This window comes from Pseudomonas muyukensis (assembly GCF_019139535.1).
Lineage (GTDB): Bacteria > Pseudomonadota > Gammaproteobacteria > Pseudomonadales > Pseudomonadaceae > Aquipseudomonas > Aquipseudomonas muyukensis.
Genome location: NZ_CP077073.1, coordinates 967,658 through 991,450, shown reverse-complemented (window position 1 = coordinate 991,450; position 23,793 = coordinate 967,658). Strand labels below are relative to the sequence as shown.

26 protein-coding genes are annotated in these 23,793 nt (G+C 65.2%); 15 read left to right on the top strand and 11 right to left on the bottom strand.

All coding sequences use genetic code 11. The features are described from left to right. Nucleotides 1-17: 17 nt before the first annotated feature. Nucleotides 18-1,007, bottom strand: coding sequence for a type IV pilus twitching motility protein PilT (locus tag KSS95_RS04570; RefSeq protein WP_217852036.1), 990 nt, complete (start codon nt 1,005-1,007; stop codon nt 18-20). Between the two features lie 65 nt (nt 1,008-1,072). Between KSS95_RS04570 and KSS95_RS04565 the strand changes: the two genes are divergently transcribed. From KSS95_RS04565 to KSS95_RS04525, 9 genes are all read left to right on the top strand, one after another. Next, nucleotides 1,073-1,759, top strand: coding sequence for a YggS family pyridoxal phosphate-dependent enzyme (locus tag KSS95_RS04565; protein ID WP_217852034.1), 687 nt, complete (start codon nt 1,073-1,075; stop codon nt 1,757-1,759). Between the two features lie 38 nt (nt 1,760-1,797). Then, complete coding sequence (proC, locus tag KSS95_RS04560) at nt 1,798-2,616, top strand: pyrroline-5-carboxylate reductase (RefSeq protein ID WP_217852032.1); 819 nt, start codon at nt 1,798-1,800, stop codon at nt 2,614-2,616. Nucleotides 2,617-2,626: 10 nt separating this feature from the next. After that, nucleotides 2,627-3,217, top strand: a complete 591-nt coding sequence (locus tag KSS95_RS04555) for a YggT family protein (RefSeq protein WP_134691339.1) — start codon at nt 2,627-2,629, stop codon at nt 3,215-3,217. Nucleotides 3,218-3,317: 100 nt separating this feature from the next. Next, the gene (gene metX / locus KSS95_RS04550; protein ID WP_217852031.1) at nt 3,318-4,457 is read left to right on the top strand and encodes a homoserine O-succinyltransferase MetX; all 1,140 of its coding nucleotides are present in this window, start codon (nt 3,318-3,320) and stop codon (nt 4,455-4,457) included. A 7-nt stretch (nt 4,458-4,464) separates the two neighbouring features. Next, the gene (gene metW, locus KSS95_RS04545) at nt 4,465-5,085 is read left to right on the top strand and encodes a methionine biosynthesis protein MetW (RefSeq protein WP_011531735.1); all 621 of its coding nucleotides are present in this window, start codon (nt 4,465-4,467) and stop codon (nt 5,083-5,085) included. 25 nt (nt 5,086-5,110) lie between these two features. Then, nucleotides 5,111-5,545: a DUF4426 domain-containing protein gene (locus tag KSS95_RS04540; protein WP_134691336.1), complete on the top strand. Its 435-nt coding sequence runs from the start codon at nt 5,111-5,113 to the stop codon at nt 5,543-5,545. Beyond that, nucleotides 5,542-6,138 carry an RdgB/HAM1 family non-canonical purine NTP pyrophosphatase gene (gene rdgB / locus KSS95_RS04535; RefSeq protein WP_217852029.1) on the top strand — a complete coding sequence of 199 codons (597 nt, stop codon included), beginning with the start codon at nt 5,542-5,544 and terminating at the stop codon, nt 6,136-6,138. The genes KSS95_RS04540 and rdgB overlap by 4 nt, the downstream gene beginning before the upstream one ends. Further along, entirely contained in the window at nt 6,135-7,313 is a 1,179-nt protein-coding gene (gene hemW, locus KSS95_RS04530; protein WP_217852027.1) for a radical SAM family heme chaperone HemW, read from the top strand. Before rdgB ends, hemW begins: the two co-directional genes overlap by 4 nt. Nucleotides 7,314-7,322: 9 nt before the next feature. After that, on the top strand, nt 7,323-7,649 hold the full coding sequence (locus KSS95_RS04525) for a DUF3392 family protein (RefSeq protein ID WP_011531731.1): 327 nt from the start codon (nt 7,323-7,325) through the stop codon (nt 7,647-7,649). Between the two features lie 47 nt (nt 7,650-7,696). Here the strand turns inward: KSS95_RS04525 and KSS95_RS04520 are convergent, their stop codons facing one another. The 6 genes from KSS95_RS04520 to KSS95_RS04495 form a co-directional block, all read right to left on the bottom strand. Then, the gene (locus KSS95_RS04520; RefSeq protein WP_217852025.1) at nt 7,697-9,085 is read right to left on the bottom strand and encodes a S1 family peptidase; all 1,389 of its coding nucleotides are present in this window, start codon (nt 9,083-9,085) and stop codon (nt 7,697-7,699) included. Nucleotides 9,086-9,328: 243 nt separating this feature from the next. Next, nucleotides 9,329-9,490 (bottom strand): hypothetical protein, encoded by a 162-nt coding sequence (locus KSS95_RS04515; RefSeq protein WP_217852023.1) that lies wholly within the window; start codon nt 9,488-9,490, stop codon nt 9,329-9,331. Nucleotides 9,491-9,860: 370 nt separating this feature from the next. Beyond that, complete coding sequence (gene trmB, locus KSS95_RS04510; RefSeq protein WP_217852021.1) at nt 9,861-10,583, bottom strand: tRNA (guanosine(46)-N7)-methyltransferase TrmB; 723 nt, start codon at nt 10,581-10,583, stop codon at nt 9,861-9,863. Between the two features lie 9 nt (nt 10,584-10,592). Further along, complete coding sequence (locus tag KSS95_RS04505) at nt 10,593-11,405, bottom strand: thiazole synthase (protein ID WP_217852019.1); 813 nt, start codon at nt 11,403-11,405, stop codon at nt 10,593-10,595. A 53-nt stretch (nt 11,406-11,458) separates the two neighbouring features. Then, the gene (gene thiS / locus KSS95_RS04500) at nt 11,459-11,659 is read right to left on the bottom strand and encodes a sulfur carrier protein ThiS (protein ID WP_217852017.1); all 201 of its coding nucleotides are present in this window, start codon (nt 11,657-11,659) and stop codon (nt 11,459-11,461) included. A gap of 102 nt (nt 11,660-11,761) precedes the next feature. Continuing rightward, a complete protein-coding gene (locus tag KSS95_RS04495) occupies nt 11,762-12,133 on the bottom strand; it encodes a DUF423 domain-containing protein (RefSeq protein WP_217852015.1) in 372 nt (123 codons plus the stop codon). 64 nt (nt 12,134-12,197) lie between these two features. On the opposite strand from KSS95_RS04495, the gene mtgA reads away from it, so the two are divergent. Further along, nucleotides 12,198-12,908 (top strand): monofunctional biosynthetic peptidoglycan transglycosylase, encoded by a 711-nt coding sequence (mtgA, locus tag KSS95_RS04490; RefSeq protein ID WP_217852013.1) that lies wholly within the window; start codon nt 12,198-12,200, stop codon nt 12,906-12,908. A 161-nt stretch (nt 12,909-13,069) separates the two neighbouring features. On the opposite strand, the gene rpoH is transcribed toward mtgA, so the two are convergent. The 4 genes from rpoH to ftsY all read right to left on the bottom strand — a co-directional run bounded on the left by rpoH (nt 13,070) and on the right by ftsY (nt 17,293). Beyond that, the gene (gene rpoH / locus KSS95_RS04485; RefSeq protein ID WP_134691329.1) at nt 13,070-13,924 is read right to left on the bottom strand and encodes an RNA polymerase sigma factor RpoH; all 855 of its coding nucleotides are present in this window, start codon (nt 13,922-13,924) and stop codon (nt 13,070-13,072) included. Nucleotides 13,925-14,034: 110 nt separating this feature from the next. Further along, complete coding sequence (ftsX, locus tag KSS95_RS04480; protein ID WP_217852011.1) at nt 14,035-15,063, bottom strand: permease-like cell division protein FtsX; 1,029 nt, start codon at nt 15,061-15,063, stop codon at nt 14,035-14,037. Continuing rightward, nucleotides 15,060-15,731, bottom strand: a complete 672-nt coding sequence (ftsE, locus tag KSS95_RS04475) for a cell division ATP-binding protein FtsE (RefSeq protein WP_011531723.1) — start codon at nt 15,729-15,731, stop codon at nt 15,060-15,062. Before ftsE ends, ftsX begins: the two co-directional genes overlap by 4 nt. Then, nucleotides 15,728-17,293 carry a signal recognition particle-docking protein FtsY gene (gene ftsY, locus KSS95_RS04470; protein WP_217852009.1) on the bottom strand — a complete coding sequence of 522 codons (1,566 nt, stop codon included), beginning with the start codon at nt 17,291-17,293 and terminating at the stop codon, nt 15,728-15,730. Before ftsY ends, ftsE begins: the two co-directional genes overlap by 4 nt. Nucleotides 17,294-17,527: 234 nt before the next feature. Here ftsY and KSS95_RS04465 point away from each other — a divergent pair, with 234 nt between their 5' ends. The 5 genes from KSS95_RS04465 to KSS95_RS04445 all read left to right on the top strand — a co-directional run bounded on the left by KSS95_RS04465 (nt 17,528) and on the right by KSS95_RS04445 (nt 23,743). Beyond that, nucleotides 17,528-18,883 carry a M16 family metallopeptidase gene (locus KSS95_RS04465; RefSeq protein WP_217852007.1) on the top strand — a complete coding sequence of 452 codons (1,356 nt, stop codon included), beginning with the start codon at nt 17,528-17,530 and terminating at the stop codon, nt 18,881-18,883. After that, nucleotides 18,876-20,369 carry a M16 family metallopeptidase gene (locus tag KSS95_RS04460; protein ID WP_217852006.1) on the top strand — a complete coding sequence of 498 codons (1,494 nt, stop codon included), beginning with the start codon at nt 18,876-18,878 and terminating at the stop codon, nt 20,367-20,369. Before KSS95_RS04465 ends, KSS95_RS04460 begins: the two co-directional genes overlap by 8 nt. Continuing rightward, complete coding sequence (gene rsmD / locus KSS95_RS04455; RefSeq protein ID WP_217852004.1) at nt 20,369-20,971, top strand: 16S rRNA (guanine(966)-N(2))-methyltransferase RsmD; 603 nt, start codon at nt 20,369-20,371, stop codon at nt 20,969-20,971. The genes KSS95_RS04460 and rsmD overlap by 1 nt, the downstream gene beginning before the upstream one ends. Before the next feature lie 98 nt (nt 20,972-21,069). Beyond that, entirely contained in the window at nt 21,070-22,371 is a 1,302-nt protein-coding gene (locus KSS95_RS04450; RefSeq protein ID WP_217852002.1) for a M16 family metallopeptidase, read from the top strand. Then, the gene (locus tag KSS95_RS04445; protein WP_217852000.1) at nt 22,364-23,743 is read left to right on the top strand and encodes a M16 family metallopeptidase; all 1,380 of its coding nucleotides are present in this window, start codon (nt 22,364-22,366) and stop codon (nt 23,741-23,743) included. The genes KSS95_RS04450 and KSS95_RS04445 overlap by 8 nt, the downstream gene beginning before the upstream one ends. Nucleotides 23,744-23,793: the final 50 nt, after the last annotated feature.

Sequence of the window (23,793 nt, the reverse complement as noted above, 5' to 3'; positions counted from 1 at the left end):
CGCCTGGGTGTTGCCGCCTACAGCACACCTTGGGCCTTCAGCGCCTGCATCGCCGCCTCCATCGTCCGCATCCCGACCGCCCCGCCCGCCTGCATCAACGAGTAGAGCTGCGCCATCCGTCCCTCGCGGATCAAATTGCGCACCGCAGGCGTCGCCACCAGCACCTCACGCGCCGCCACACGCCCGCCACCGCGACGCCTGACCAGCACCTGCGCGACCACCAGGCGTAGCGATTCGGCGAGCATCGCGCGCACCAATGGTTTCTCTTGCGGCGCGAACACCTCCACCAGCCGGTCGATGCTGTTCACCGCCGAGCGTGTATGCACGGTGGCCAGCACCAGATGCCCGGTTTCCGCTGCCCGCAGCGCCAGGCGGATGCTCTCCAGGTCACGCAGTTCACCAACCATGATCACATCCGGATCCTGGCGCAGGGCACTGCGCAGGCCCTGGGCGAAGTCGCGGCTGTGACGCCCGATCTCGCGCTGATTGACCAGGCTGCGTTGGCCGCTGTGGATCACTTCGATCGGGTCTTCGAGGGTGACGATGTGCAGCGCATGGTCGCGGTTGAGGCGGTCGACCAGCGCCGCCAATGTGCTGGACTTGCCGCTGCCGGTCGGCCCGCTCACCAGCACCAGGCCATCACGACAGCGGCTGATAGCTGCAAAAACATCCACCAGCTCCAGCGCCTCGAGATTCGGCACCTGCGCCGGGATCAAGCGCACGCTGGCGCCCAGCCCATTGCACTGACGAAACAGGTTCAGCCGAAAGCGCCCCAGCCCAGGCAGGCTCACCGCCAGGTCCAGTTCGTCTGCCGCCAGCCATTGCCGGCGCTGGTCGTCGTCGAGCAACGCGGCCATGCCTTGCTCCAGCACCAGCGCGGTCAACGGCGCAAGCGCCAGCCGCTGCAACACACCCTCCAGGCGCAGCAACGGCCGCTCCCCCACGGCCAGGTGCAGGTCGCTGGCACCCGCCGCCCGGGCCTGGCCCAGCAGCTCGGTCACATCCATGAGACTCCCCAACGACGAGCAAGCAGGTAGAATGCCGCAGACCCCAAAGCCGTCGGCGACCAACCATGTCCACCCTAGCAGACAACATTTGCGCCATTGCCCGCCGCATCGACAGCGCGGCCAGGGCCGCCGGGCGCGATCCCGCCAGCGTCCAGCTGCTGGCGGTGAGCAAGACCAAGCCTGCCAGCGCCATCCGCGAGGCCTACGCCGCCGGCCTGCGCGATGTAGGTGAGAATTACCTTCAGGAAGCCCTGACCAAACAACAGGCACTTTCCGACCTGCCCTTGATCTGGCACTTCATCGGCCCCATTCAGTCGAACAAGACCAAGGCCATCGCCGAGCATTTCGACTGGGTACATTCCGTGGACCGCCTGAAGATCGCCCAACGCCTCAGCGAGCAGCGCCCCGCCGGCCTGGCGCCGCTGAACATCTGCCTGCAGGTGAATGTCAGTGGCGAGGACAGCAAGTCCGGTTGCGCTCCAGCCGAGTTGCCGGCCCTGGCGCAGGCCGTGAATGCCCTGCCCGGCCTGCGCCTGCGCGGGCTGATGGCGATCCCGGAACCGACCGAGGAGCGCGCCGAACAAGAGGCCGCCTTCGCCACCCTGCGCCAGCTCCAGGAGCAACTGGGCCTTGGCCTGGACACCCTGTCGATGGGCATGAGCCATGACCTGGAAGCCGCCATCGCCCAAGGGGCGACCTGGGTCCGCATCGGCACCGCCCTGTTCGGTGCCCGCGACTACGGCCAGGCCTGAATCCATGCTTAACTCACTCTTTCCCTCAAGGACCTGACATGAGCAAGACTCGTATTGCCTTTATCGGCGCCGGCAACATGGCCGCCAGCCTGATCGGCGGCCTGCGTGCCCAGGGCCTGGACGCCGCGCAGATTCGCGCCAGCGACCCGGGTGCCGAGACCCGCGCGCGGATCCAGGCCGAACACGGCATCGCAGCCTTCGAAAGCAACGCCCAGGCCATCGACGGCGTGGATGTGATCGTCCTCGCGGTCAAGCCGCAGGTGATGAAGGCGGTCTGCGAAACGCTCAAGCCCAACCTGAAACCCGGCCAACTGATCGTCTCGATTGCCGCCGGCATCACCTGCGCCAGCCTGCAGGCCTGGCTGGGCCAGGTCCCGCTGGTGCGCTGCATGCCCAACACCCCGGCGTTGTTGCGCCAAGGGGTCAGCGGCCTCTATGCAACCGAGCAAGTGTCCGCCGCACAACGCCAGCAAGCCGAGCAACTGTTGTCCGCGGTGGGCACCGCACTGTGGCTGCAACAGGAACAGCAACTGGACGCCGTCACCGCCGTTTCCGGCAGCGGCCCGGCGTACTTCTTCCTGCTGATCGAAGCCATGACCGCCGCCGGCGAGAAACTCGGCCTGCCACGCGAAACCGCCTCGCAACTCACCCTGCAAACCGCCCTGGGCGCCGCGCGCATGGCGGTAGCCAGCGATGTCGACGCCGCCGAACTGCGCCGCCGCGTCACCTCGCCGGCCGGCACCACCGAGGCGGCGATCAAGTCCTTCCAGGCCAGCGGCTTCGAAGCGATCGTCGAGCAGGCACTGCAAGCCGCGGCAACCCGTTCCGCCGAGCTGGCCGAACAACTGGGCAAATAAGGAGCCTTTGATGAATGCACTGTCCGGCGCCGCGATCTTCGTGGTGCAAACCTTGGTCAGCCTGTACCTGGTGATCGTCCTGCTGCGCTTCGTGCTGCAACTGGTCAAGGCCGACTTCTACAACCCGCTCAGCCAGTTCGCCGTGCGCGCCACCCAGCCGCTGCTCAAGCCGCTGCGCCGGGTGATCCCCAGCATCGCCGGCCTGGACACCTCGTCGCTGCTGCTGTCGATCATCATCCAGGCGCTGTTGATGGCCTTCGTGCTGATGGTCACCTACGGCACTTTCGGCGACATCCTGCACCTGCTGATGTGGTCGATCCTGGGCATCACTTCGCTGTTCCTGAAGATTTTCTGGGTGGCGATGATCGTCATGGTGATCGTCTCCTGGGTCGCACCGAACAGCCACAACCCAGCGGCCGAGCTGGCCTACCAGATCAGCGAGCCGGTGCTGGCACCCTTCCGGCGCCTGGTGCCGAACCTCGGCGGCATGGACATCTCGCCGATCTTCGCCTTCATCGCCATCCAGGTGATCCAGTCGTTCCTCATGCCGCAGCTGGCCGCCTACGCCGGCATGCCGCAGGAGCTGTGGCGGATGATCTGATCCGCCCCCGGCACATCGACACTTCCAGCGGCAAGCCTTTGCTTGCCGCTGGTGGTAGCGCTCTTTAGACTTACGCCTCCGTCAAGCGTGAGCAGGGTCGATGTCCACTGTCCTTCCCGAAGATTCCGTCGGTCTGGTAACACCGCAAGTCGCCCGGTTCGATGAACCGCTGGCCCTGGCCTGTGGCCGCGCCCTGGCCAGCTACGAACTCATCTACGAAACCTATGGCCAGCTGAACGCCAGCGCCAGCAACGCCGTGCTTATCTGCCACGCGTTGTCCGGCCACCACCATGCCGCCGGCTATCATGCCGCCAGCGACCGCAAGCCGGGCTGGTGGGACAGCTGCATCGGCCCCGGCAAGCCAATCGACACCAACCGGTTCTTCGTGGTCAGCCTGAACAACCTCGGCGGCTGCAACGGCAGCACCGGCCCCAGCAGCCTCAACCCGGCCACTGGCAAGCCCTACGGCGCCGACTTCCCGGTACTGACCGTGGAAGACTGGGTACACAGCCAGGCGCGCCTGGCCGATCGCCTAGGCGTCCAGACCTGGGCCGCCATCGTCGGCGGCAGCCTTGGCGGCATGCAGGCATTGCAATGGACCATCACCTACCCCGACCGGGTGCGCCACTGCGTGGACATCGCCTCGGCGCCCAAGCTGTCGGCTCAGAACATCGCCTTCAACGAAGTGGCGCGCCAGGCCATCCTCACCGACCCCGAATTCCACGGCGGCTCGTTCCAGGACCAGGGCGTGGTCCCCAAGCGCGGCCTGATGCTGGCGCGCATGGTCGGCCACATCACCTACCTGTCGGACGACTCGATGGGCGAGAAATTCGGCCGCGAGCTCAAGAGCGACAAGCTCAACTACGACTTCCACAGCGTCGAGTTCCAGGTCGAGAGCTACCTGCGCTACCAGGGCGAGGAGTTCTCCGGGCGTTTCGACGCCAACACCTACCTGCTGATGACCAAGGCGCTGGACTACTACGACCCGGCCGCGGCCCATGGCGGCGACCTGGCGGCCACCCTGGCGCACGTCAAGGCGGACTACTGCATCATGTCGTTCACCACCGACTGGCGCTTCTCGCCGGCCCGTTCGCGGGAGATCGTCGACGCCCTGATGGCCGCGCGCAAGAACGTCTGCTACCTGGACATCGACTCGCCCTACGGCCACGACGCCTTCCTCATCCCGACGCCCCGCTACATGCAGGGCTTCGCCAACTACATGAACCGCATCGCTGTCTGAGGACCCCATGAGAGCCGACCTGGAAATCATCCAAGACTGGATCCCCGCCGGCAGCCGGGTACTCGACCTCGGTTGCGGCAACGGCGAACTGCTGGCCTCGCTGCGCGAGCGCAAGAACGTCACCGGCTATGGCCTGGAAATCGACGCCGACAACATCGCCGCGTGCGTGGCCAAGGGCGTCAACGTCATCGAACAGGACCTCGACAAGGGCCTGGGCAACTTCGCCAGCAACAGCTTCGACGTGGTGGTCATGACCCAGGCCCTGCAGGCCGTGGAATACCCCGACCGGATCCTCGACGAGATGCTGCGTGTAGGCCGCCAGTGCATCATCACCTTCCCCAACTTCGGCCACTGGCGCTGCCGCTGGTACCTGGCGACCAAGGGTCGCATGCCGGTATCGGACTTCATGCCGTATACCTGGTACAACACCCCGAACATCCACTTCTGCACCTTCGAAGACTTCGAGAACCTGTGCCATGAGCGCCACGCCAAGGTGCTCGACCGCCTGGCCGTCGACCGCCTGCACCGTAATGGGTTGGGCGGCCGGCTTTGGCCTAATCTTCTAGGTGAAATCGGTATCTATCGGGTCAGCAGCCCGGGCCTGCAGGAGCACCAGCTCGCGGTCTGACCCTCGCGAACGGAGGAATGCGATCATGCGTCGACTAGCACTGTTTCTGATCAGCCTGTGCCTGGCCTTGCCGGTACTGGCTGCCGATGCCGCCAGGCCCGAGCGCAAGCAGGACTTCGGCGACGTGACGGTGCACTACAGCGCCTTCACCTCGAGCATGCTGCAACCGGAGATCGCCGCAGCCACGGGCCTTACCCGCAGCAAGAACCAGGGCGTGCTCAACATCGCCGTGCTCAAGGCTGGCAAGCCGGCCATGGCGGTGGTCAGCGGCACCGTGAAGGACCTTACCGGGCGCAGCAACCCGCTGTCGTTCAAACAGATCACCGACCAAGGCGCGGTTTACTATATCGCCCAGTTCAAGATCGACCAGGCCGAGACCGTCACCTTCGACCTCAATATCGAATCCGGCGGCGTCAGCCACACACTCAGCTTCAACCAGGAAGTGTTCCCAGGCGAATGATGAATTTCCAGCAACTCGTATTGGCCAGCCACAACGCCGGCAAACTCAAGGAACTGCAGGCCATGCTCGGCGAGTCCGTGCAGCTGCGTTCGATCGGCGAATTCAGCCAGGTAGAGCCGGAGGAGACCGGCCTGTCGTTCGTCGAGAACGCCATCCTCAAGGCCCGCAACGCCGCGCGCATCTCCGGCTTGCCGGCGCTGGCCGACGATTCGGGCCTGGCAGTGGACTTCCTCGGCGGCGCGCCGGGCATCTACTCGGCGCGCTACGCCGACGGCAAGGGCGACGCGGCGAACAACGCCAAGCTGCTCGAAGCCCTCAAGGACGTGCCTGCAGACCAGCGCGGCGCGCAGTTCGTCTGCGTGCTGGCCCTGGTGCGGCATGCCGACGATCCGCTGCCGATCCTCTGCGAAGGCTTGTGGCATGGCAGCATCCTGTTCGAGGCCAGCGGCGAACACGGCTTCGGCTACGACCCGCTGTTCTGGGTGCCGGAGCGCAAGTGCTCCAGCGCCGACCTCGCCCCGCTCGAAAAGAACCAGCTCAGCCACCGCGCCCGCGCCATGGCCCTGCTGCGTCAACGTCTGGGCCTAGCATGACCGAAAAGCTGTCCTTGCAGCCGGCGGGCCTGGTCCTTCCCGAGCTCCCGCCGCTGTCGCTGTATATCCATATCCCCTGGTGCGTGCGCAAATGCCCGTACTGCGACTTCAACTCGCACCAGGCCGGCCCGACCCTGCCAGAAGCCGAGTACATCGACGCCCTGCTCGCCGATCTCGACCAGGAGCTGCCGGCCGTCCAGGGCCGCGCCATCAGCACGATCTTCTTCGGCGGCGGCACCCCCAGTCTGTTCAGCGCCGATGCGCTGGGGCGCCTGCTGCGCGGAGTCGAGCAACGCATCCCGTTCGCCCCGGACATCGAGATCACCCTCGAGGCCAACCCGGGCACCTTCGAGCAGGAGAAGTTCAAGGCCTACCGCCAGACCGGCATCAACCGCCTGTCCATCGGCGTGCAGAGCTTCCAGCCCGCCAAGCTTGAGAAGCTCGGGCGCATCCACAATGGCGCCGAAGCGGTGCGCGCCGCCGATATGGCCCGCGCGGCAGGCTTCGACAACTTCAACATGGACCTGATGCACGGTTTGCCAGACCAGTCGCTCGACGACGCCTTGGGCGACCTACGCCAGGCCATCGAACTGGCGCCGACGCACCTGTCCTGGTACCAGCTGACGGTAGAACCCAACACGGTGTTCTGGAACCAGCCGCCGGAGCTGCCCGAGGACGACATCCTCTGGGATATCCAGGAAGCGGGCCAGGCGCTGATGGCCGACCACGGTTACCGCCAATATGAAGTCTCGGCCTACGCTCAGGCCGGTCGTGCCGCGCGGCACAACCTGAACTACTGGCGCTTCGGCGACTTCATCGGCATCGGTGCAGGCGCCCATGGCAAGCTGTCGTTCCCGGACGGACGCATCCTGCGCACCTGGAAGACCCGCCTGCCCAAGGACTACCTGAACCCGGCCAAGCCGTTCAAGGCCGGGGAAAAGCTGCTGCCCGCCGAAGAGCTACCCTTCGAGTTCCTGATGAACGCCCTGCGCCTCACCGACGGAGTGGAGGCCGAACTGTTCAACCTGCGTACCGGCCTGCCTCTTGCACAACTGGCCGAAGCCCGCCGTGAAGCCGAACAAAAAGGCCTTTTGCGGGTCGAACCGGATCGATTGGCGGCCACGCCGCGCGGCCAGCTGTTCCTCAACGACCTGCTGCAGTACTTCTTGAATTAAGGATGACCCATGGACCTGGTACTTGACCTGCTCTCGACCGTTTCCCGCTGGAGCCGCAGCAATTTGTCGGAGATCTCGCTAGCCCTGGTGGGCTGCCTGCTGGTGCTGTTCGGCACCGATATCAAGGGCTGGGTGGAAGGCCGCCTGGGCGGCCTGGCCGGCGCCTTGCGGGTGCCGTTCATGGCCTTGCTGGTGATGATCGGCAGCGGCGCGGCGCTGATCTACGCAACGCCGTGGATCGTCAAGGGGCTGGGGCAGTTCAACAACTATGCGCTGGCACCGGTGCTGCTGGTGGTGCTGGTACTGATCGGCGTGGTGGCTGATCGACGGGGTTGAGCCTGCAAGCGTGCGCGGGCCGCAAAGTACCCGCGCACTGTTCGAGCTCAGGGGCGCAGCCTGGCCTCCACCGCTACTGAACGCTGCCCGGCGTGATCGATGCCCACGGCACACAAGCGGCTGTCTTGGCGGACGATGATCTTGCTGCTCAAATCGCCGTAGCCACGGGGATCTGCACAGGCGGTACTGTGCCAGGGCCCCAGCTTGAACTCCACGCGCTGGAACAGGATGTGCCTTGACGGCACATTGATCCGGTAGGCCCTGCGACCGAATGCATCCTGGTAGGGTGCGCTGACGCTCATCTGCGGTTGTGCTGCGGGCCCCGGCGGGTGTACCAGCACTGGCAACGCCACGGCATTGCGGTTGGCAGGCTCGGGTCCATCGGCCCCGCGCCCCCATAAGCACAACGCCAGTACCGTTGGATTCGCCGGCGCCAGGATCAAGCCCGTCGCAGAAAGATTCAGCGCATCACCCGAGACTTGCTGCACGCCGTATCCATCCGCTTGCTCACATTGCTCCGGCCATTGCGCAAGCTTGGCCTGATAGAAGGGCGTCGTAGAGTACACGGGTGAATCGATGACGATAGGTGCCTGAACGGACTGCTTGTAGATCAGGCGGCTGTCATCGTCTTTTTCCACCAGCACGTTGAAGGCATTGTCCAACCCGCAGCCCTGAGCATTGAAGCGCCCCTGCGTCAGGCAGGCCGGAAGGAAGCTCAGGTCCGAAGCATGGCCGGCACCAGGCAAGGTGCTGTGGAAGATTGCCAAGACACGATGCGTTGCATCCAGCACCGGACTGCCAGAGTCACCCGGCTGCAGGCTTGCACCCTCCACCCTCAACAGATGGCGGTACACGACACCATCGCCAGTCTTCATGTCGATCCACGGCAGGTCCTGTTCCGGCCAACTGGCGACACCGAGACGGCTGTCACTCAGTCGTGGCGCGGCGATAACCGCTTCACCCCCGACGGCCTTGCGTCCAGCCAAGGCCAAGGGCGCAACCCCAAGCGCCTTGAGTGCCCCCTGGGTCTGGGACAGTTCGAGGATGGCGAAATCCAGGCCCCGACGCGAGGCGTAACGCACCCGAGCGACGGAGAAATGCCTCCCGGCAACACCCGGGAAACTGATATGCCCCACCCCAGGCAACTCTGCCTCGACGATGTCGGCGCTGTCCTCCAGTGCATGTCCGCTACCCACTAGCAAAGCGGGTGCTGCATCGTTGCCGCTGTCGATCAGAAATGCCGTGCTCTGCGCGACTTGGCGCAGCGCGAAGTTCGGTGCAAAGTTTTTGGTCGTGCGCTCGTACATCGCCATGCCAGAGAGGTTGATACCGCTCCCTGGCGGTGCCGACGCTTCACAGCCGAACGCGACCATGCATAGCGTGGCAACGCTAAGCAGTGCACCTGGTGTGGACGCGGAACAAGGTGTGACATGCATGGTGAGTTTCCTGTCTTTCAGGCTTGAATACCCGGACCAGAAGGCTCACACAGCGCGTGGACGACCAGTGCATAACATGTGCTACCTGCGCAAAGGCCGGACAAGAACACAGGCCTGATTTTCAGGAGGATTCGAATGGGTGTGGTGGCGGATCAACAGGGTTGAGCACTTGCTAAAAGCCGCCCTGGCGGGCCAGGGCGGCTTCTCACCCGACTAACCTCTTATCGGGCATCGTCGAAGTGATCACGCAGGAAGTCCCTGACGGTCCTGAAAACGATCAGGATCCGAATGAGCTTCCAAACGCGGCTCAGCGTATTCAGCAAACGCTTCATATGCCTTGGCCTCCGTGTTGGCTGGGCCATTCTTCCAGCGTCTAACCGGCACTTCGACACCTTCGGAGATCATGTGGGGTGGTCTCCAGTGAAGTGGCCGGGTAGATGGCCCTTCGAAACCCTGCCGGCGCGGTTCGTAGGCCGCGTCGAAGGGGCCGAGACAACAGAACGAATTCGTTTCCCGGCCCGCCACTGGAGATTCCCCCATGAGAGCGGGGCAATCTTACGACAGCGAAAGGTTCAAGGCTGTTACCTGCTCAGTCACACTTGATGCCTAATATTTCCGTGATTGACGCACTCCACAAGTACTCCTAGTATCGCGTTTGTGGGTGGTCTCCAGTGACGCTTGAAACGCGCAGGCTGAGGATTCGTAACCCGAAGCCCGCATAAAAAAACCGCCTTTCACAAGGCGGTTTTTTTGTTTGCGGTCAGGCAACCCAGGCTCAGCTCACCTTCTCGAACTTCAAGTCCCACACCCCATGCCCAAGGCGCTCACCACGGCGCTCGAACTTGGTGATCGGGCGCTCTTCAGGGCGCGGTACATAGGCGCCATCAGCCGCCTGGTTGCGATAGCCGGGCGCTGCGCTCATCACTTCCAGCATGTATTCGGCATAGGGCTCCCAGTCGGTCGCCATGTGAAACACGCCACCGGGCTTGAGTTTGCGGCGCACCAGCTCGGCGAACTCCAGCTGAACGATCCGGCGTTTGTGGTGACGCGCCTTGTGCCATGGATCCGGGAAGAACAGCATCAGGCGGTCGAGGCTGTTGTCGGCCACACAGCGGTTGAGCACCTCGATGGCGTCGCAGTCGTACACCCGCAGGTTCTTCAGGCCCTGAGTGAGCACGCCGTTGAGCAGCGCGCCAACACCTGGGCGGTGCACTTCGACACCGATGAAGTCCAGCTCCGGCGAGGCCGCCGCCATTTCCAGCAGCGAGTGGCCCATGCCGAAGCCGATCTCCAGGGTGCGCGGCGCCGAACGGCCAAACACCTGGTCGTAGTCCACCGGGCTGTCGGCCAGCGGCAGGATGAACTGCGGGCCGCCCTGGTCCAGGCCCCGTTGCTGGCCTTCGGTCATGCGCCCGGCGCGCATCACGAAGCTCTTGATGCGGCGGTGCGGGCGGGCTTCGCCGTCTTCGGTGATCGGCGTTTCTTGCGATTCAGTCATCAGGGGCTCTTACTTGATCAGACCTTCCAGCGGCGAAGACGCGCTGGCATAGAGTTTCTTCGGCATGCGCCCGGCGAGATACGCCATGCGACCGGCGACGATGGCGTGTTTCATGGCCTCGGCCATCAGCACCGGCTGCTGGGCGTGGGCAATGGCCGAGTTCATCAACACCGCCTCGCAGCCCATCTCCATGGCGATGGTGGCGTCGGAGGCGGTACCCACGCCGGCATCGACCAACACCGGCACCTTGGATTCTTCCAGGATGATCTGCAGGTTGTACGGGTTGCAGATACCCAGGCCGGTACCGATCAGGCCGGCCAGCGGCATGACCGCGATGCAGCCGGCTTCGGCCAGCTGGCGGGCAATGATCGGGTCATCGCTGGTGTAGACCATCACGTCGAAACCGTCCTTGACCAGCACCTCGGCGGCCTTGAGGGTTTCGATCACGTTGGGGAACAGGGTTTTCTGGTCAGCCAGCACTTCCAGCTTCACCAGCGTCCGGCTCTCGTGGGACTTGTAGCCATCGAGCAGCTCACGGGCCAGGCGGCAGGTGCGTACCGCCTCGACTGCATCGAAGCAGCCCGCGGTGTTCGGCAGGATGGTGTACTTGTCGGGCGACAGCACATCGAGCAGGTTCGGCTCGCCCGCATTCTGGCCGAGGTTGGTGCGACGCACGGCTACGGTGACGATCTCGGCACCCGAGGCCTCGGTGGCCAGGCGGGTTTCGTCCATGTCACGGTACTTGCCGGTGCCGACCAGCAGGCGCGACTGGAACGTGCGCCCGGCCAGGACGAAAGGCTTGTCGCTTCGAACGTTGCTCATCGATGTTCCTCTGCAAAGGTTACGGGGCTTTTGGATGAAACGGCGGGACGCGCTCAACCACCGCCAATGGCGTGAACCACTTCAACCTGGTCGCCCTCGCGCAATGACGTGCTCTCGTGCTGGCTGCGCGGCACGATGTCCAGGTTCAGTTCCACCGCCACCCGGCGGCCGGCCAGCTCCAGCCGGCCGAGCAGGGCCGCGACGCTTTCGCCCGCGGGCAATTCGTAAGGTTCACCGTTCAGTTGAATGAGCATGCGCACGGCCACCATTGTTCTTTGGGGCCCGCATTCTAGCCCCGATCCACCCCGCAACCCAAGGGCGGCGCGCGCCATTAGTCGCGATTGTGGACCGTTCGGTCAGCCCAGGCGCCAGGCGGCCAGGCCCAGGCACAGCCAGCCGGCGAGGAAGCACAAGCCACCCAGTGGGGTGATCATGCCGAGCTTGCCCAAGCCGCTGAGGGTCAGCACGTAGAGGCTACCGGAGAACAGCAGGATGCCCAGCGCGAACAGACCACCGGCCCAGCCGACCAGGCGTCCGGGCAAATGCGCCGCCAGCAGCGCCACGCCGAAAATCGCCAGGGCATGCACCAGCTGGTAAGTGACGCCGGTATGGAAGATCGCCAGGTAGTCGGCGCTGAGCCGGTTTTTCAAGCCATGGGCGGCGAAGGCGCCAAGCGCGACGCCGGTAAAGCCGAAGAACGCGGCGAGCATCAGGAAGCTGCGAAGCATGGGACGACTCCTCGAGAGGGGTCTGTATAATGGCCGGTTCCTACCGTCCGGCCAAGCCATCACCATGCTGTCATCCCTTCTCCGTCGCCTTGCCCGCGCCCTGCTCTGGTTCGCCGCTGCCAGCATTGTCGTGGTGCTGGTGCTGCGCTGGGTGCCGCCGCCCGGCACGGCGCTGATGGTCGAGCGCAAGGTGCAATCCTGGGGCAGTGGTGAGCCGATCGACCTGCAACGCGACTGGACACCCTGGGCAGACATCTCCGATGAACTGAAGGTGGCGGTGATCGCCGGCGAAGACCAGAAGTTCGCCAACCACTGGGGCTTCGACATTCCGGCAATCCAGGCGGCACTGGCCTACAACGAGCGTGGCGGCAAGGTACGCGGCGCCAGCACGCTCACCCAGCAAGTGGCCAAGAACCTGTTCCTGTGGTCTGGGCGCAGCTGGCTGCGCAAGGGGCTGGAAGCCTGGTTCACCGCACTGATCGAGCTGTTCTGGTCGAAGGAGCGGATACTCGAGGTGTATCTGAACAGTGCCGAATGGGGCAAGGGCGTGTTCGGTGCCCAGGCCGCGGCGCGTTATCACTTCGGCGTGGATGCCAGCCGGTTGACGCGACAACAGGCCGCACAGTTGGCCGCGGTGCTGCCGAGCCCGATCAAGTGGAGCGCCAGCCGCCCCAGCGCCTATGTGGCCAGCCGCGCCGGCTGGATCCGCCGGCAGATGAGCCAGCTGGGCGGGCCGAGCTATCTGATGCAGCTGGATGCTTCGCGCAAACTTTGAGTTTTGTGTACTGGCCTCTTCGCCGGCAAGGCCGGCTCCTACAGGGGGCGCGATACCTGTAGGAGCCGGCCTTGCCGGCGAAGAGGCCAGCGCAGACAACACCAATGAAAAGGCCGCTTGCCCAGGAGGCAAGCGGCCTTTTCGTACCAGCCAGGCGTCGATCAGATCGTGATCAATGCCTTGACCTTGTTCATCGCGTTCTTCTCGAGCTGGCGAATACGCTCCGCCGACACGCTGTACTTCTCGGCCAGCTCATGCAAGGTGGCCTTCTCCTCGGCCAGCCAACGCTGGTAGAGGATGTCACGGCTGCGATCATCCAGGCCTTGCAGGGCTTCATGCAGGTTGCTGGTGGAGTTGTCGCTCCAGTCAGCGTCTTCCAGCTGCACGGCCGGGTCGTAGCGATGGTCTTCCAGGTAATGCGCAGGCGACTGGAAGGCACTGTCGTCGTCGGCTTCCGCCGCCGGGTCGAAGGCCATGTCGTGCCCGCTCAGACGGCTTTCCATCTCGCGCACTTCACGGGGCTCGACGCCGAGGCTTTCGGCCACGCGATGCACTTCGTCATTGTTCAACCAGGCCAGGCGCTTCTTCTGGCTGCGCAGGTTGAAGAACAACTTGCGCTGGGCCTTGGTGGTAGCCACCTTGACGATGCGCCAGTTGCGCAGGATGAACTCGTGGATCTCGGCCTTGATCCAGTGCACCGCGAAGGACACCAGACGCACGCCCATTTCCGGGTTGAAGCGCTTTACCGCTTTCATCAGGCCAACGTTGCCTTCCTGGATCAGGTCGGCCTGGGCCAGCCCGTAGCCTGCATAGCTACGGGCGATGTGGACAACGAAACGCAGGTGGGCCATCACCATTTGCCGAGCGGCCTCAAGATCCTGCTCGTAGTAGAGACGCTCGGCCAGTTCACGCTCCTGCTCCGGGGTCAGCAACGGAATGCTGTTGACCGTGTGCACATAGGCTTCCAGGTTTGCACCGGGAACCAGGGCATAGGCAGGTTGCAACGAATTGGTCATTCAAGTACCTCCGGCTTACAGACTCATGCCTTTTGGGCACTGCCAGCATAGACAAGGAACCCTTGTACAAGTTCCAAAATGAAAATTTTGTCAATACTGGCCACAAAACATTATCGCGGCGCCAGCTCGTTCAGGTGGCGAGCCACTGCGATCCATGCACCGATATACCCCAACAGCACCGCCCCGATCAAGAGCGAAAGACCATCCGCAGCGGGAACACCGCCCAGGGCAAAATCACTGCCGTACAGGCCCGAAAGCCCGACTACCGCGTCGTTGAGCCAGTTCAGGCCGAACGCCAGGATGCCCCAGGCCAGCACACCGGCACCCAGGCCGTACAGCGCGCCCATGTAGAGGAACGGCCGGCGTACGTAGCTGTCGGTGCCACCCACCAGCTTGATCACTTCGATCTCGACGCGGCGGTTTTCAATATGTAGACGAATAGTGTTACCAATTACTAACAGCAGTGCGGAAATCAACATCACCGCCAGACCGAAGACGAAACGGTCACCGAGCTTGAGGATCGCCGCCAGGCGCTCGACCCACACCAGGTCCAATTGCGCCGCTTCCACCCGCGGCAGCTCCGAAAGGCGCTGGCGCAGGGCTTCCAAGGCTGGCTTGTCGACCTCGGTCGGGGTCACCACCACCACGCCGGGCAGCGGGTTGTCCGGCAGCTCGCGCAGGGCTTCACCCAGCCCGGACTGCTGCTGAAACTCTTCCAGCGCCTGCTCGCGACTGATGTACTGGGCCTCGGCAACCCCCGGCATGCCCTTGATCTCGTCGCGCAGGGCCTCGCCATCGCGGCTGCTGGCATCGAGCTTGAGATACAGCGAAATCTGCGCCGCGCGCTGCCACGAGCCGCCAAGCTTCTCGACGTTCTTGAGCAGCAGCGACAGGCCCATGGGCATGCTCAGCGCCACGGCCATCACCAGGCAGGTGAAGAAACTGCCGATCGGCTGCTTGCCCAGACGGCGCAAGCTGTCGGCGAGGCTGGCACGATGGCTTTCCAGCCAGGCGTGCAGGAGGCTGCGAAAGTCCGGACCATCGTCATCGTGATCGCCACGCTTTTTCTTCGACGGCTGCGGATCGGCGGCTTTCGGCGCGACGCGCTCGGAAACCTTTGGTGTACGTGTAGTGCTCATTGCCCGGCCTCCCCATCGCCGATCAAGCGGCCGCGTTGCAGCGTCAGCATGCGGTGGCGCATGCGCGCGATCAGCGCCAGGTCGTGGCTGGCGATCAGCACCGTGGTGCCGAGGCGGTTGATGTCCTCGAACACGCCCATGATCTCCGCGGCCAGGCGCGGGTCGAGGTTACCGGTGGGTTCGTCGGCCAGTAGCAAGGCGGGCTGGTGGACGATCGCGCGGGCGATGCCGACGCGCTGCTGCTGGCCGGTGGACAGGTCGGCCGGGAACAGCTCGCCCTTGTCGCTCAGCGACACACGCTCCAGTGCCGAGTCCACCCGCTTGGCGATCTCGGCCTTGGACAGGCCGAGGATCTGCAGCGGCAGGGCGATGTTGTTGAACACGGTGCGGTCGAACAGCAGTTGGTGGTTCTGGAACACCACGCCGATCTGCCGGCGCAGGAATGGAATCTGCGCGTTGCTGATCTGCCCCAGGTCCTGGCCGGCCAGCAGCAGCTTGCCGCTGGTCGGGCGCTCCATGGCCAGCAGCAGGCGCAGCAAGGTGCTCTTGCCGGCGCCGGAATGGCCGGTGACGAACAGGAACTCGCCACGACGCGCCCGGAAGCTCAGTTCGTGCAGGCCGACATGGCCGTTGGGATAGCGCTTGGCTACCTGTTCGAATCGGATCATGAAGGTTCCCGCTCGGCGAACAGCGCCTTGACGAAAGGTTCGGCCTCGAAGGTGCGCAGGTCGTCGATGCCTTCGCCCACACCGATGAAGCGGATCGGGATATTGAACTGCTTGGCCAGGGCGAAGATCACCCCGCCCTTGGCCGTGCCGTCCAGCTTGGTCAGGGCCAGGCCGGTCAGCTCGACGCTCTGGTTGAAGTACTTGGCCTGGCTGATGGCGTTCTGCCCGGTACCGGCGTCGAGCACCAGCAGCACCTCGTGCGGCGCCTCGGCGTCCAGCTTGCCCATGACCCGCCGAACCTTCTTCAGTTCTTCCATCAGGTTGTCCTTGGTGTGCAGGCGCCCGGCGGTGTCGGCGATCAGCACATCGACGTTACGGGCCTTGGCGGCCTGCACGGCGTCGAAGATCACCGAGGCCGAGTCGGCACCGGTGTGCTGGGCGATCACCGGGATCTGGTTGCGCTCGCCCCACACCTGCAACTGCTCCACCGCGGCAGCGCGGAAGGTGTCACCGGCGGCGAGCATGACCTTCTTGCCTTCGAGCTGCAGCTTTTTGGCCAGCTTGCCGATGGTGGTGGTCTTGCCGGCACCGTTCACGCCGACCACGAGGATCACGTAGGGCTTGTTCTGCGCCTCGATCTTCAGCGGCTGCTCGACCGGGCGCAGCAGCGCGGCCAGTTCGTCCTGCAGCGACTTGTACAGCGCGTCGGCGTCGGCCAACTGTTTGCGGGCGACCTTCTGCGTGAGGTTCTGGACGATGGTCGAGGTGGCCTCGACGCCAACGTCGGCGGTGAGCAGGCGGGTCTCGATCTCGTCGAGCAGGTCGTCGTCGATGACTTTCTTGCCCAGGAACAGGCTGGCCATGCCTTCGCCGATGCTGGCGCTGGTCTTCGACAGGCCCTGCTTGAGGCGGGCGAAGAAGCCAGGCTTGGCCTGTTCGGTGGCGACGGGGGTCGGCTCTGGCTCCGGTGCTGGTTCCGGTTCCGGTGCTGGTTCCGCTGAAACGGCGGCCATGACGGGTTCGACTACCACTGGCGCCAGCACGGCGGCCTCGACTACCTCCGGCTCGACTGTCGGACGTTGCGCAATGGCCGGCGGCGCCTTGGGCTCAAGATCAGGGACCAGCGCCACCGGCTCTTCGGCAACCGGCAGAACCAGGTTGCTGACCGGCGCGGCAGGCGCCTGCTCCGGGGCTGGGGCTGGGGCTGGCGGAGTCGGCTCAGGCTCGACCAGAGCGGGCTGGACGGGCTCTTGGGCCTGCGGCTCGACGGCTTGCACCTGCACGACAGGATCTGCCGCCTGGGCCAGCGAAGGCACGGACGCCACCGCCTCGGGCGCGGGCGCCTCGACCACCGGGGCCACTGGCGCAACCGGCTCGAGCGGGGCAGGCGGTTCGGCCGCGGCAACCGGCTCGACCGGCGCCGTCGGCTCTACGGCCTGCGGTTCAGGGGCTTGCGGCTGTTCGGCGACAGTGGGCTGCGGCTTCTTGCGAAACCAGCTGAACAGGCCTTTCTTCTCGCCAGCCTCGGCCGGCGCTTTTTTGTCGTCGTTGGAACCAAACATGGAAGACGGCTATCTCAGGGTAGCGATGGGCCAGCAGCGGCGCATCGGGAATTCTCGAGTCACGCAGAACAGACTACCGTGGAGCCATCTGGTTCATGCGCAACGTTTTGTCGTAAGGGCCTGCGGGCCAGAACGGCGACAGGCATGGTCGCCAGGCAACCGGATCAGTATCCTAGCACCTCCTGGCCCGCCGACGCTAAACCCAAGCGGGCCGCCGAACAGGTTAAACACCGTATGAATGCTCTAGCCCGCCGCGCCGCAGGCCTGTTGCTCGGCACGTTGTGCCTGCCGCTCGCGGCCTTGGCCGCCGATGTGCAACCCACCCACGAATTCATCCTCGACAACGGCCTGAAGGTGGTCGTGCGCGAGGATCACCGCGCCCCGGTGGTGGTTTCGCAGATCTGGTACAAGGTCGGCTCCAGCTACGAGACACCGGGCCAGACCGGCCTGTCCCACGCCCTCGAGCACATGATGTTCAAGGGCAGCGCCAAGGTTGGCCCCGGCGAGGCCTCGCGCATCCTGCGCGACCTCGGCGCCGAGGAAAACGCCTTCACCAGCGACGACTACACCGCCTATTACCAGGTGCTGGCCCGCGACCGCCTGCCGGTGGCCTTCGAGCTCGAGGCCGATCGCCTGGCCAGCCTGCGCCTGCCGGCCGATGAGTTCAGCCGGGAAATCGAGGTGATCAAGGAAGAGCGTCGCCTGCGTACCGACGACCAGCCCAGCGCCAAGGCCTTCGAGCTGTTCCGCGCCATGGCCTACCCGGCCAGCGGCTACCACACCCCGACCATCGGCTGGATGGCCGACCTCGAGCGCATGAAGGTCGAGGAGCTGCGGCACTGGTACGAATCCTGGTACGCGCCGAACAACGCCACCCTGGTGGTGGTCGGCGACGTCAAGCCCGACGAAGTCAAAGCCCTGGCGCAGAAGTACTTCGGCCCCATCCCCAAGCGTGCCGTGCCGCCGAGCAAACTGCCGCTGGAGCTGGCCGAGCCCGGCCAGCGCCAGTTGACCCTGCACCTGCGCACGCAACTGCCCAGCCTGATCTACGGTTTCAACGTCCCGGCCCTGGCCACCGCCAAGGACCCGCGCAGCGTCAACGCCCTGCGGCTGATCTCGGCCTTGCTCGACGGCGGCTACAGCGCCCGCATGCCGGCCCGCCTGGAGCGCGGCCAGGAGCTGGTGGCCGGCGCCTCGTCCAGCTACGACGCCTTCACCCGCGGCGACAGCCTGTTCCTGATCTCGGCCACGCCCAATGTGCAAAAGCACAAGACCCTGGCCGAGGTCGAGAAAGGCGTCTGGCAACTGCTCGACGAACTCAAGACCACCCCGCCCAGTGCCGAAGAACTCGAGCGCGTACGCGCCCAGGTGATCGCCGGCCTGGTCTATGACCGCGACTCCATCAGCAGCCAGGCCACCACCATCGGCCAGCTGGAAACCGTCGGCCTGTCCTGGAAACTGATCGACAGCGAGCTCGACGACCTCAAGCGCGTCACCCCGCAGGACATCCAGGCCGCCGCCCGCACCTACTTCACCCGCGAACGCCTGAGCGTTGCCCATGTACTGCCCGAGGAGTCCGCTCATGAGTGATCGCAGCGCACCGCGCTACACCCTGTTCGGCCTGGCGATCATCGTGCTGGTGGTGGCCGTTGCCGTACTGCTGGCCCGCCCGGCCCAATCCGACAACGCCGCCAAGCCGGACACCGCCGCCCGCCCGGCCAATACCTTGCAGTCGCTGGCCGAGCTCGACGGCAAGGCGCCTAGCCGCCGTCAGCTGGACATCCAGCACTGGACCACCGCCGAAGGCGCCCGCGTCCTGTTCGTCGAAGCCCGCGAGCTGCCGATGTTCGACCTGCGCCTGACCTTCGCCGCCGGCAGCAGCCAGGACGGCAGCGTCCCGGGCCTGGCCGCCCTGACCAACGCCATGCTCAACGAGGGCGTGACCGGCAAGGACGTGACCGCCATCGCCGAGGGCTTCGAAGGCCTGGGCGCCGACTTCGGCAACGGCTCCTACCGCGACATGGCCGTGGCCTCGCTGCGCAGCCTCAGCGTTGCCGACAAGCGCGAGCCGGCGCTCAGGTTGTTCACCGAGGTGGTCGGCAAGCCGAGCTTCCCCGAGGACGCCCTCAAGCGCATCAAGAACCAGATGCTCGCCGGCTTCGAGTACGAGAAGCAGAACCCGGGCAAGATCGCCGGCAAGACGCTGTTCGCCAACCTCTATGCCAGCCACCCCTACGCCCACCCCAGCGACGGCACCGCGCAGACCATCCCCGGCATCACCCTGGAGCAACTGCGCGCCTTCCACGCCAAGGCCTACACCGCTGGCAACGCGGTGATCGCCCTGGTCGGCGATCTGAGCCGCACCGAGGCCGAGGCCATCGCCGCCCAGGTTTCCGCCGGCCTGCCCAAGGGCCAGGCCCTGGCCAAGCCCGAGCAGCCGGTCGAGCCCAAGCCGGGGGTGACCCACATCGACTTCCCGTCCAAGCAGACCCACCTGATGCTGGCCGAGCTGGGCATCGACCGTAACGACCCGGACTGGGCCGCCCTGTCGCTGGGCAACCAGATCCTCGGCGGCGGCGCCTTCGGCACCCGGCTGATGAGCGAAGTGCGCGAGAAGCGCGGCCTGACCTACGGCGTATACTCGGTATTCAGCCCGATGCAGGTGCGCGGCCCGTTCATGATCAACCTGCAGACCCGCGCCGAGCTCAGCGAAGGCACGCTCAAGCTGGTCCAGGACATCCTCGCCGAGTACCTGAAGAACGGCCCCACGCAACAGGAACTGGACGACGCCAAGCGCGAACTGGCCGGCAGCTTCCCGCTGTCCAATGCCAGCAACGCCAGCATCGTCGGCCAACTGGGCGCGATCGGTTTCTACAACTTGCCGCTGAGCTGGCTGGAAGATTTCATGCAACAGTCCCAGGCGCTGACCGTCGAGCAGGTCAAGGCCGCGATGAACAAGCACCTCGCGGCGGACCAGCTGGTGATCGTCACCGTCGGCCCGAAGGTGGCGCAACAGCCGCTGCCGGCCCCCACTGACAAACCCGCCGAGCAGCCGCTCGGCGTACCGGAGCACTAATGCCAAGATCCACCCCCACCGCGCGCCCGGCCCCGGGCGCCAGCAAGGGCCCCGGCCAGCTGCGCATCATCGCCGGCGAGTGGCGCAGCCGCCGCCTGGCCGTGCCGGAAGGCGAAGGCCTGCGCCCGACCCCCGACCGCGTGCGCGAGACCCTGTTCAACTGGCTGGCGCCCTACATCGAGGGCGCCCGGGTGCTCGATGCCTTCACCGGCAGCGGCGCACTGGTGCTCGAGGCGTTGTCGCGCGGCGCGCAAGACGCCGTGGCGCTGGACAGCAACCCAGCGGCCATCGCCAACCTCAAGCACAACCTGGAGCTGCTGCGCTGCCCGCGCGGGCAGATCCTGCACAGCGACGCCCTGCGTTACCTGCAAGGCCTGACCAAGCAGCAGTTCGACGTGGTGTTCCTCGACCCGCCGTTCCACCAGGACCTGCTGGCCAACACCTGCAACCTGCTGGAACAAGGCCAGTGGCTGCGCGAGCAGGCGTGGATCTACACCGAAAGCGAGGCGTCCCCTTCCTCGCTGCCGATGCCGGGCAACTGGCGCCTGCACCGCGAGAAAAAGACCGGGCAGGTGCATTACGCCCTGTGGCAACGCGGCTAAGGCACAAACTCCCCGCCTGCAGACATATGTAACGCAGGCGGGCAGCTCAGCAGCATGACACTGCTCCGGCATATCGCCTCAACGGAGCAACTCACGCCATGCCCGCCCTTTCTCCGCCAGCGGCTGCCACGTCAGCGCTGCAGCACTTCACCCTCGACAACGGCCTTACGGTGTACCTGCGCGAGGACCATCGCGCCCCGCTGGCCTGCGCCCAATTGTGGTATCACGTGGGCGCCAGCCATGAACCCAACGGCCAGTCCGGGCTCTCTCACCTGCTGGAACACATGATGTTCGAAGGCAGCAGCAAACTCGCCCCCGGCCAGTATTCGCGCCTGATCAGCCGCCTGGGTGGTACATCCGGCGCCTATACCAGCCACGACGCCACCTACTTCCCCGCGACCCTGCCCGCCTCACGCCTGGAGGTTGCCCTGGAAGCCATGGCCGACGCCATGGCCAGCGCGACACTGGGCGAAGAGCCCTTTACCCGTGAGCTGGCCGTGGTCATGGCCGAACGGCGCTCCCAGGTCGACAACTCGCCTTTGGGCTTGGCGTACGAACGTCATCTGACCCTGGCCCATGGCACCAGCCCCTATGCGACCCCTGTGATCGGCCACCGCGAAGACCTTGCGCAAATGACCACGCACGCCATCCGCGCCTGGCATCGCCAATGGTACCGGCCGAACAACGCAACCCTGGTGGTGGTCGGCGACACCACCTTGGCGCGATTGAAAAGCATGGTGTTGCGCCATTTCAATGCCATCCCGGCGCAGCCGATGCCGCCCGTGGTTCGCCCTGGAACACCCGCCGTACTCTCCCCCCGCGAGCAGACGCTGACCCAACCGGGCCTGCGCAATGGCCTGTTGATCAGCTTCAACACCGCCAGCCTGACGACCGCCACAGTCCCTGAGCAGGCCCACGCACTGCGGCTGATCTGCCATTTGCTGGCCGAAGGCAACAGTTCGCGCCTGATCCGCCGACTGGTCACCGAGCAAGAGCAATTGCTGGGCGTGCGTGCGCAGTACGACCATCTGAGTCGCGGTGACGGTCTATGGACCCTGACTGCCTATACCTCGCCTGGAACCAGCGTGCATGCCGCCGGCCAGCGGGTACTGGAGCAGATCGCCCTGTTGCAGGAAAGCCCTCCCACAGCGCAGGAACTCAAGCGCGCACGGATTCGCCTGCTCGCCCAGCAGGCCTTCACCGGCGACGACATCGAGAAACAGGCACAGGTCATTGGCGAAGCCGCCGCCAGCGGGTTTGACCCACAACGGCTGGGCCAGGAAAAACACTTGGTCGAACACATCAGCGCCGAGCAGTTGCAAGCGGCTGCGAAAACCTGGCTAACCCCCGAGCGCATGACCATCACTTACCTGCAACGCAAGGAGCACGCCCATGCATGACGCCACTCGCAGCGAACCGACCCAGGCCGGCGCGGGCCTGATCCCCGAGCAGTTCAGCTCGACCCACGGCCTTGACCTGAACCAGACCGAACAGCTCAGCAAGCACGTACAGCACTGGCACACCGAGACAGGGACAGCCGTCAGGTTCGTGCCGAGCCATGAGCTTGCGCTGGTCGACCTGGTGCTGGATTTCAAGGCAGGTCGGACACAGGATGGCGACACCCCGGGGCTGGCCGCACTGACGCTCTACACCCTGGACGAAGGTACCCAGGCAATGGATGCCCAGCAGTTCAACGAGCGCCTCGATAGCCTTGGCGTCAACGTCGAAAAGCGGCTGCGCGCCGAATATGCAAGCGTGAGCCTGCGCAGCCTGGCCGACCGCGAGGTGCTGGCGCCAGCGGTCGACCTGCTGATCGCGATGGTGGCGCAACCGGCGTTGAGCGACGCGGCCGTGGAGCGTATCAGGCGCCAGGTTTCGACAGCGCAGGCTGGGCAAGATGCATCGCCGCGACCGCGTATTCGCCACGAAACCTTCCAGCACCTGTTCAAGGGCCACCCCTACGCCCACGCCATGGGCGCCACGCAAGCAGGGCTTGAGGCGGTGACAGGCGACGCGGTCAGGACCTTCCACAAACGAGCCTACAGCGCCACCAACCTGCAGATCTCGCTGGTTGGCGACCTGTCCAGGCCCCAGGCCGAGGCCCTGGCCGAGCGTATCTGTCGGGCCCTGCCACAAGGCTGGGCGGCAGTCGATGCCGAGCCATTGCCGGCACCAGAGGCGGAAATCATCCACGTGGAACAAGCCGGCATCAGTAACACCGTGCTGCTGGCGTTGCCCTTGCCGCTGTTGCCGGACGCGCCAGGCTATCCCGCCCTTGTGCTGGCCAACCAGGTGCTTGGCGTCGGGCTCGAGTCACGGTTGATGCAAGTGCTGCGTCAGCAGCGCGGGCTGACCTACGATGTGCGGTCCACCTTGGTTCCCTTGCAGGCCGGCGGAATACTGGCCATCGAGTGGGAGATCGACGCGCGCTACAACGACGCGTCCCAAACGCTGGTGACCGATGTGCTCAGGCAATTCATCGTCGACGGCCCAACCCAGTCGGAACTGGTTCTGGCCCGCCAGCAACTGGCCGGCCAGCGATTGCGCGAGGTCGCTCGCAACCAGTCGCTGGCCCAGTTGCTGGCCCAGATGGGGCGCCAGGGCTTGGCGGATGACCATCTGTCCACGTACGTCGACAACCTCACCCGCCTCACGGCACAAGAGGTTCGCCACGCATTGCGCCATCTTGACCTCGAGGCCATCGTCGCGGTGAGTACCGGGCCCTCGCAGGACCAGGCCCCCCTGCCGCCTTTGCCGACAGCCGACCAATAGCGCAGGTACAGTGGCGCTGTTTCATGGCACTCTAGGCGGGCACAACACGA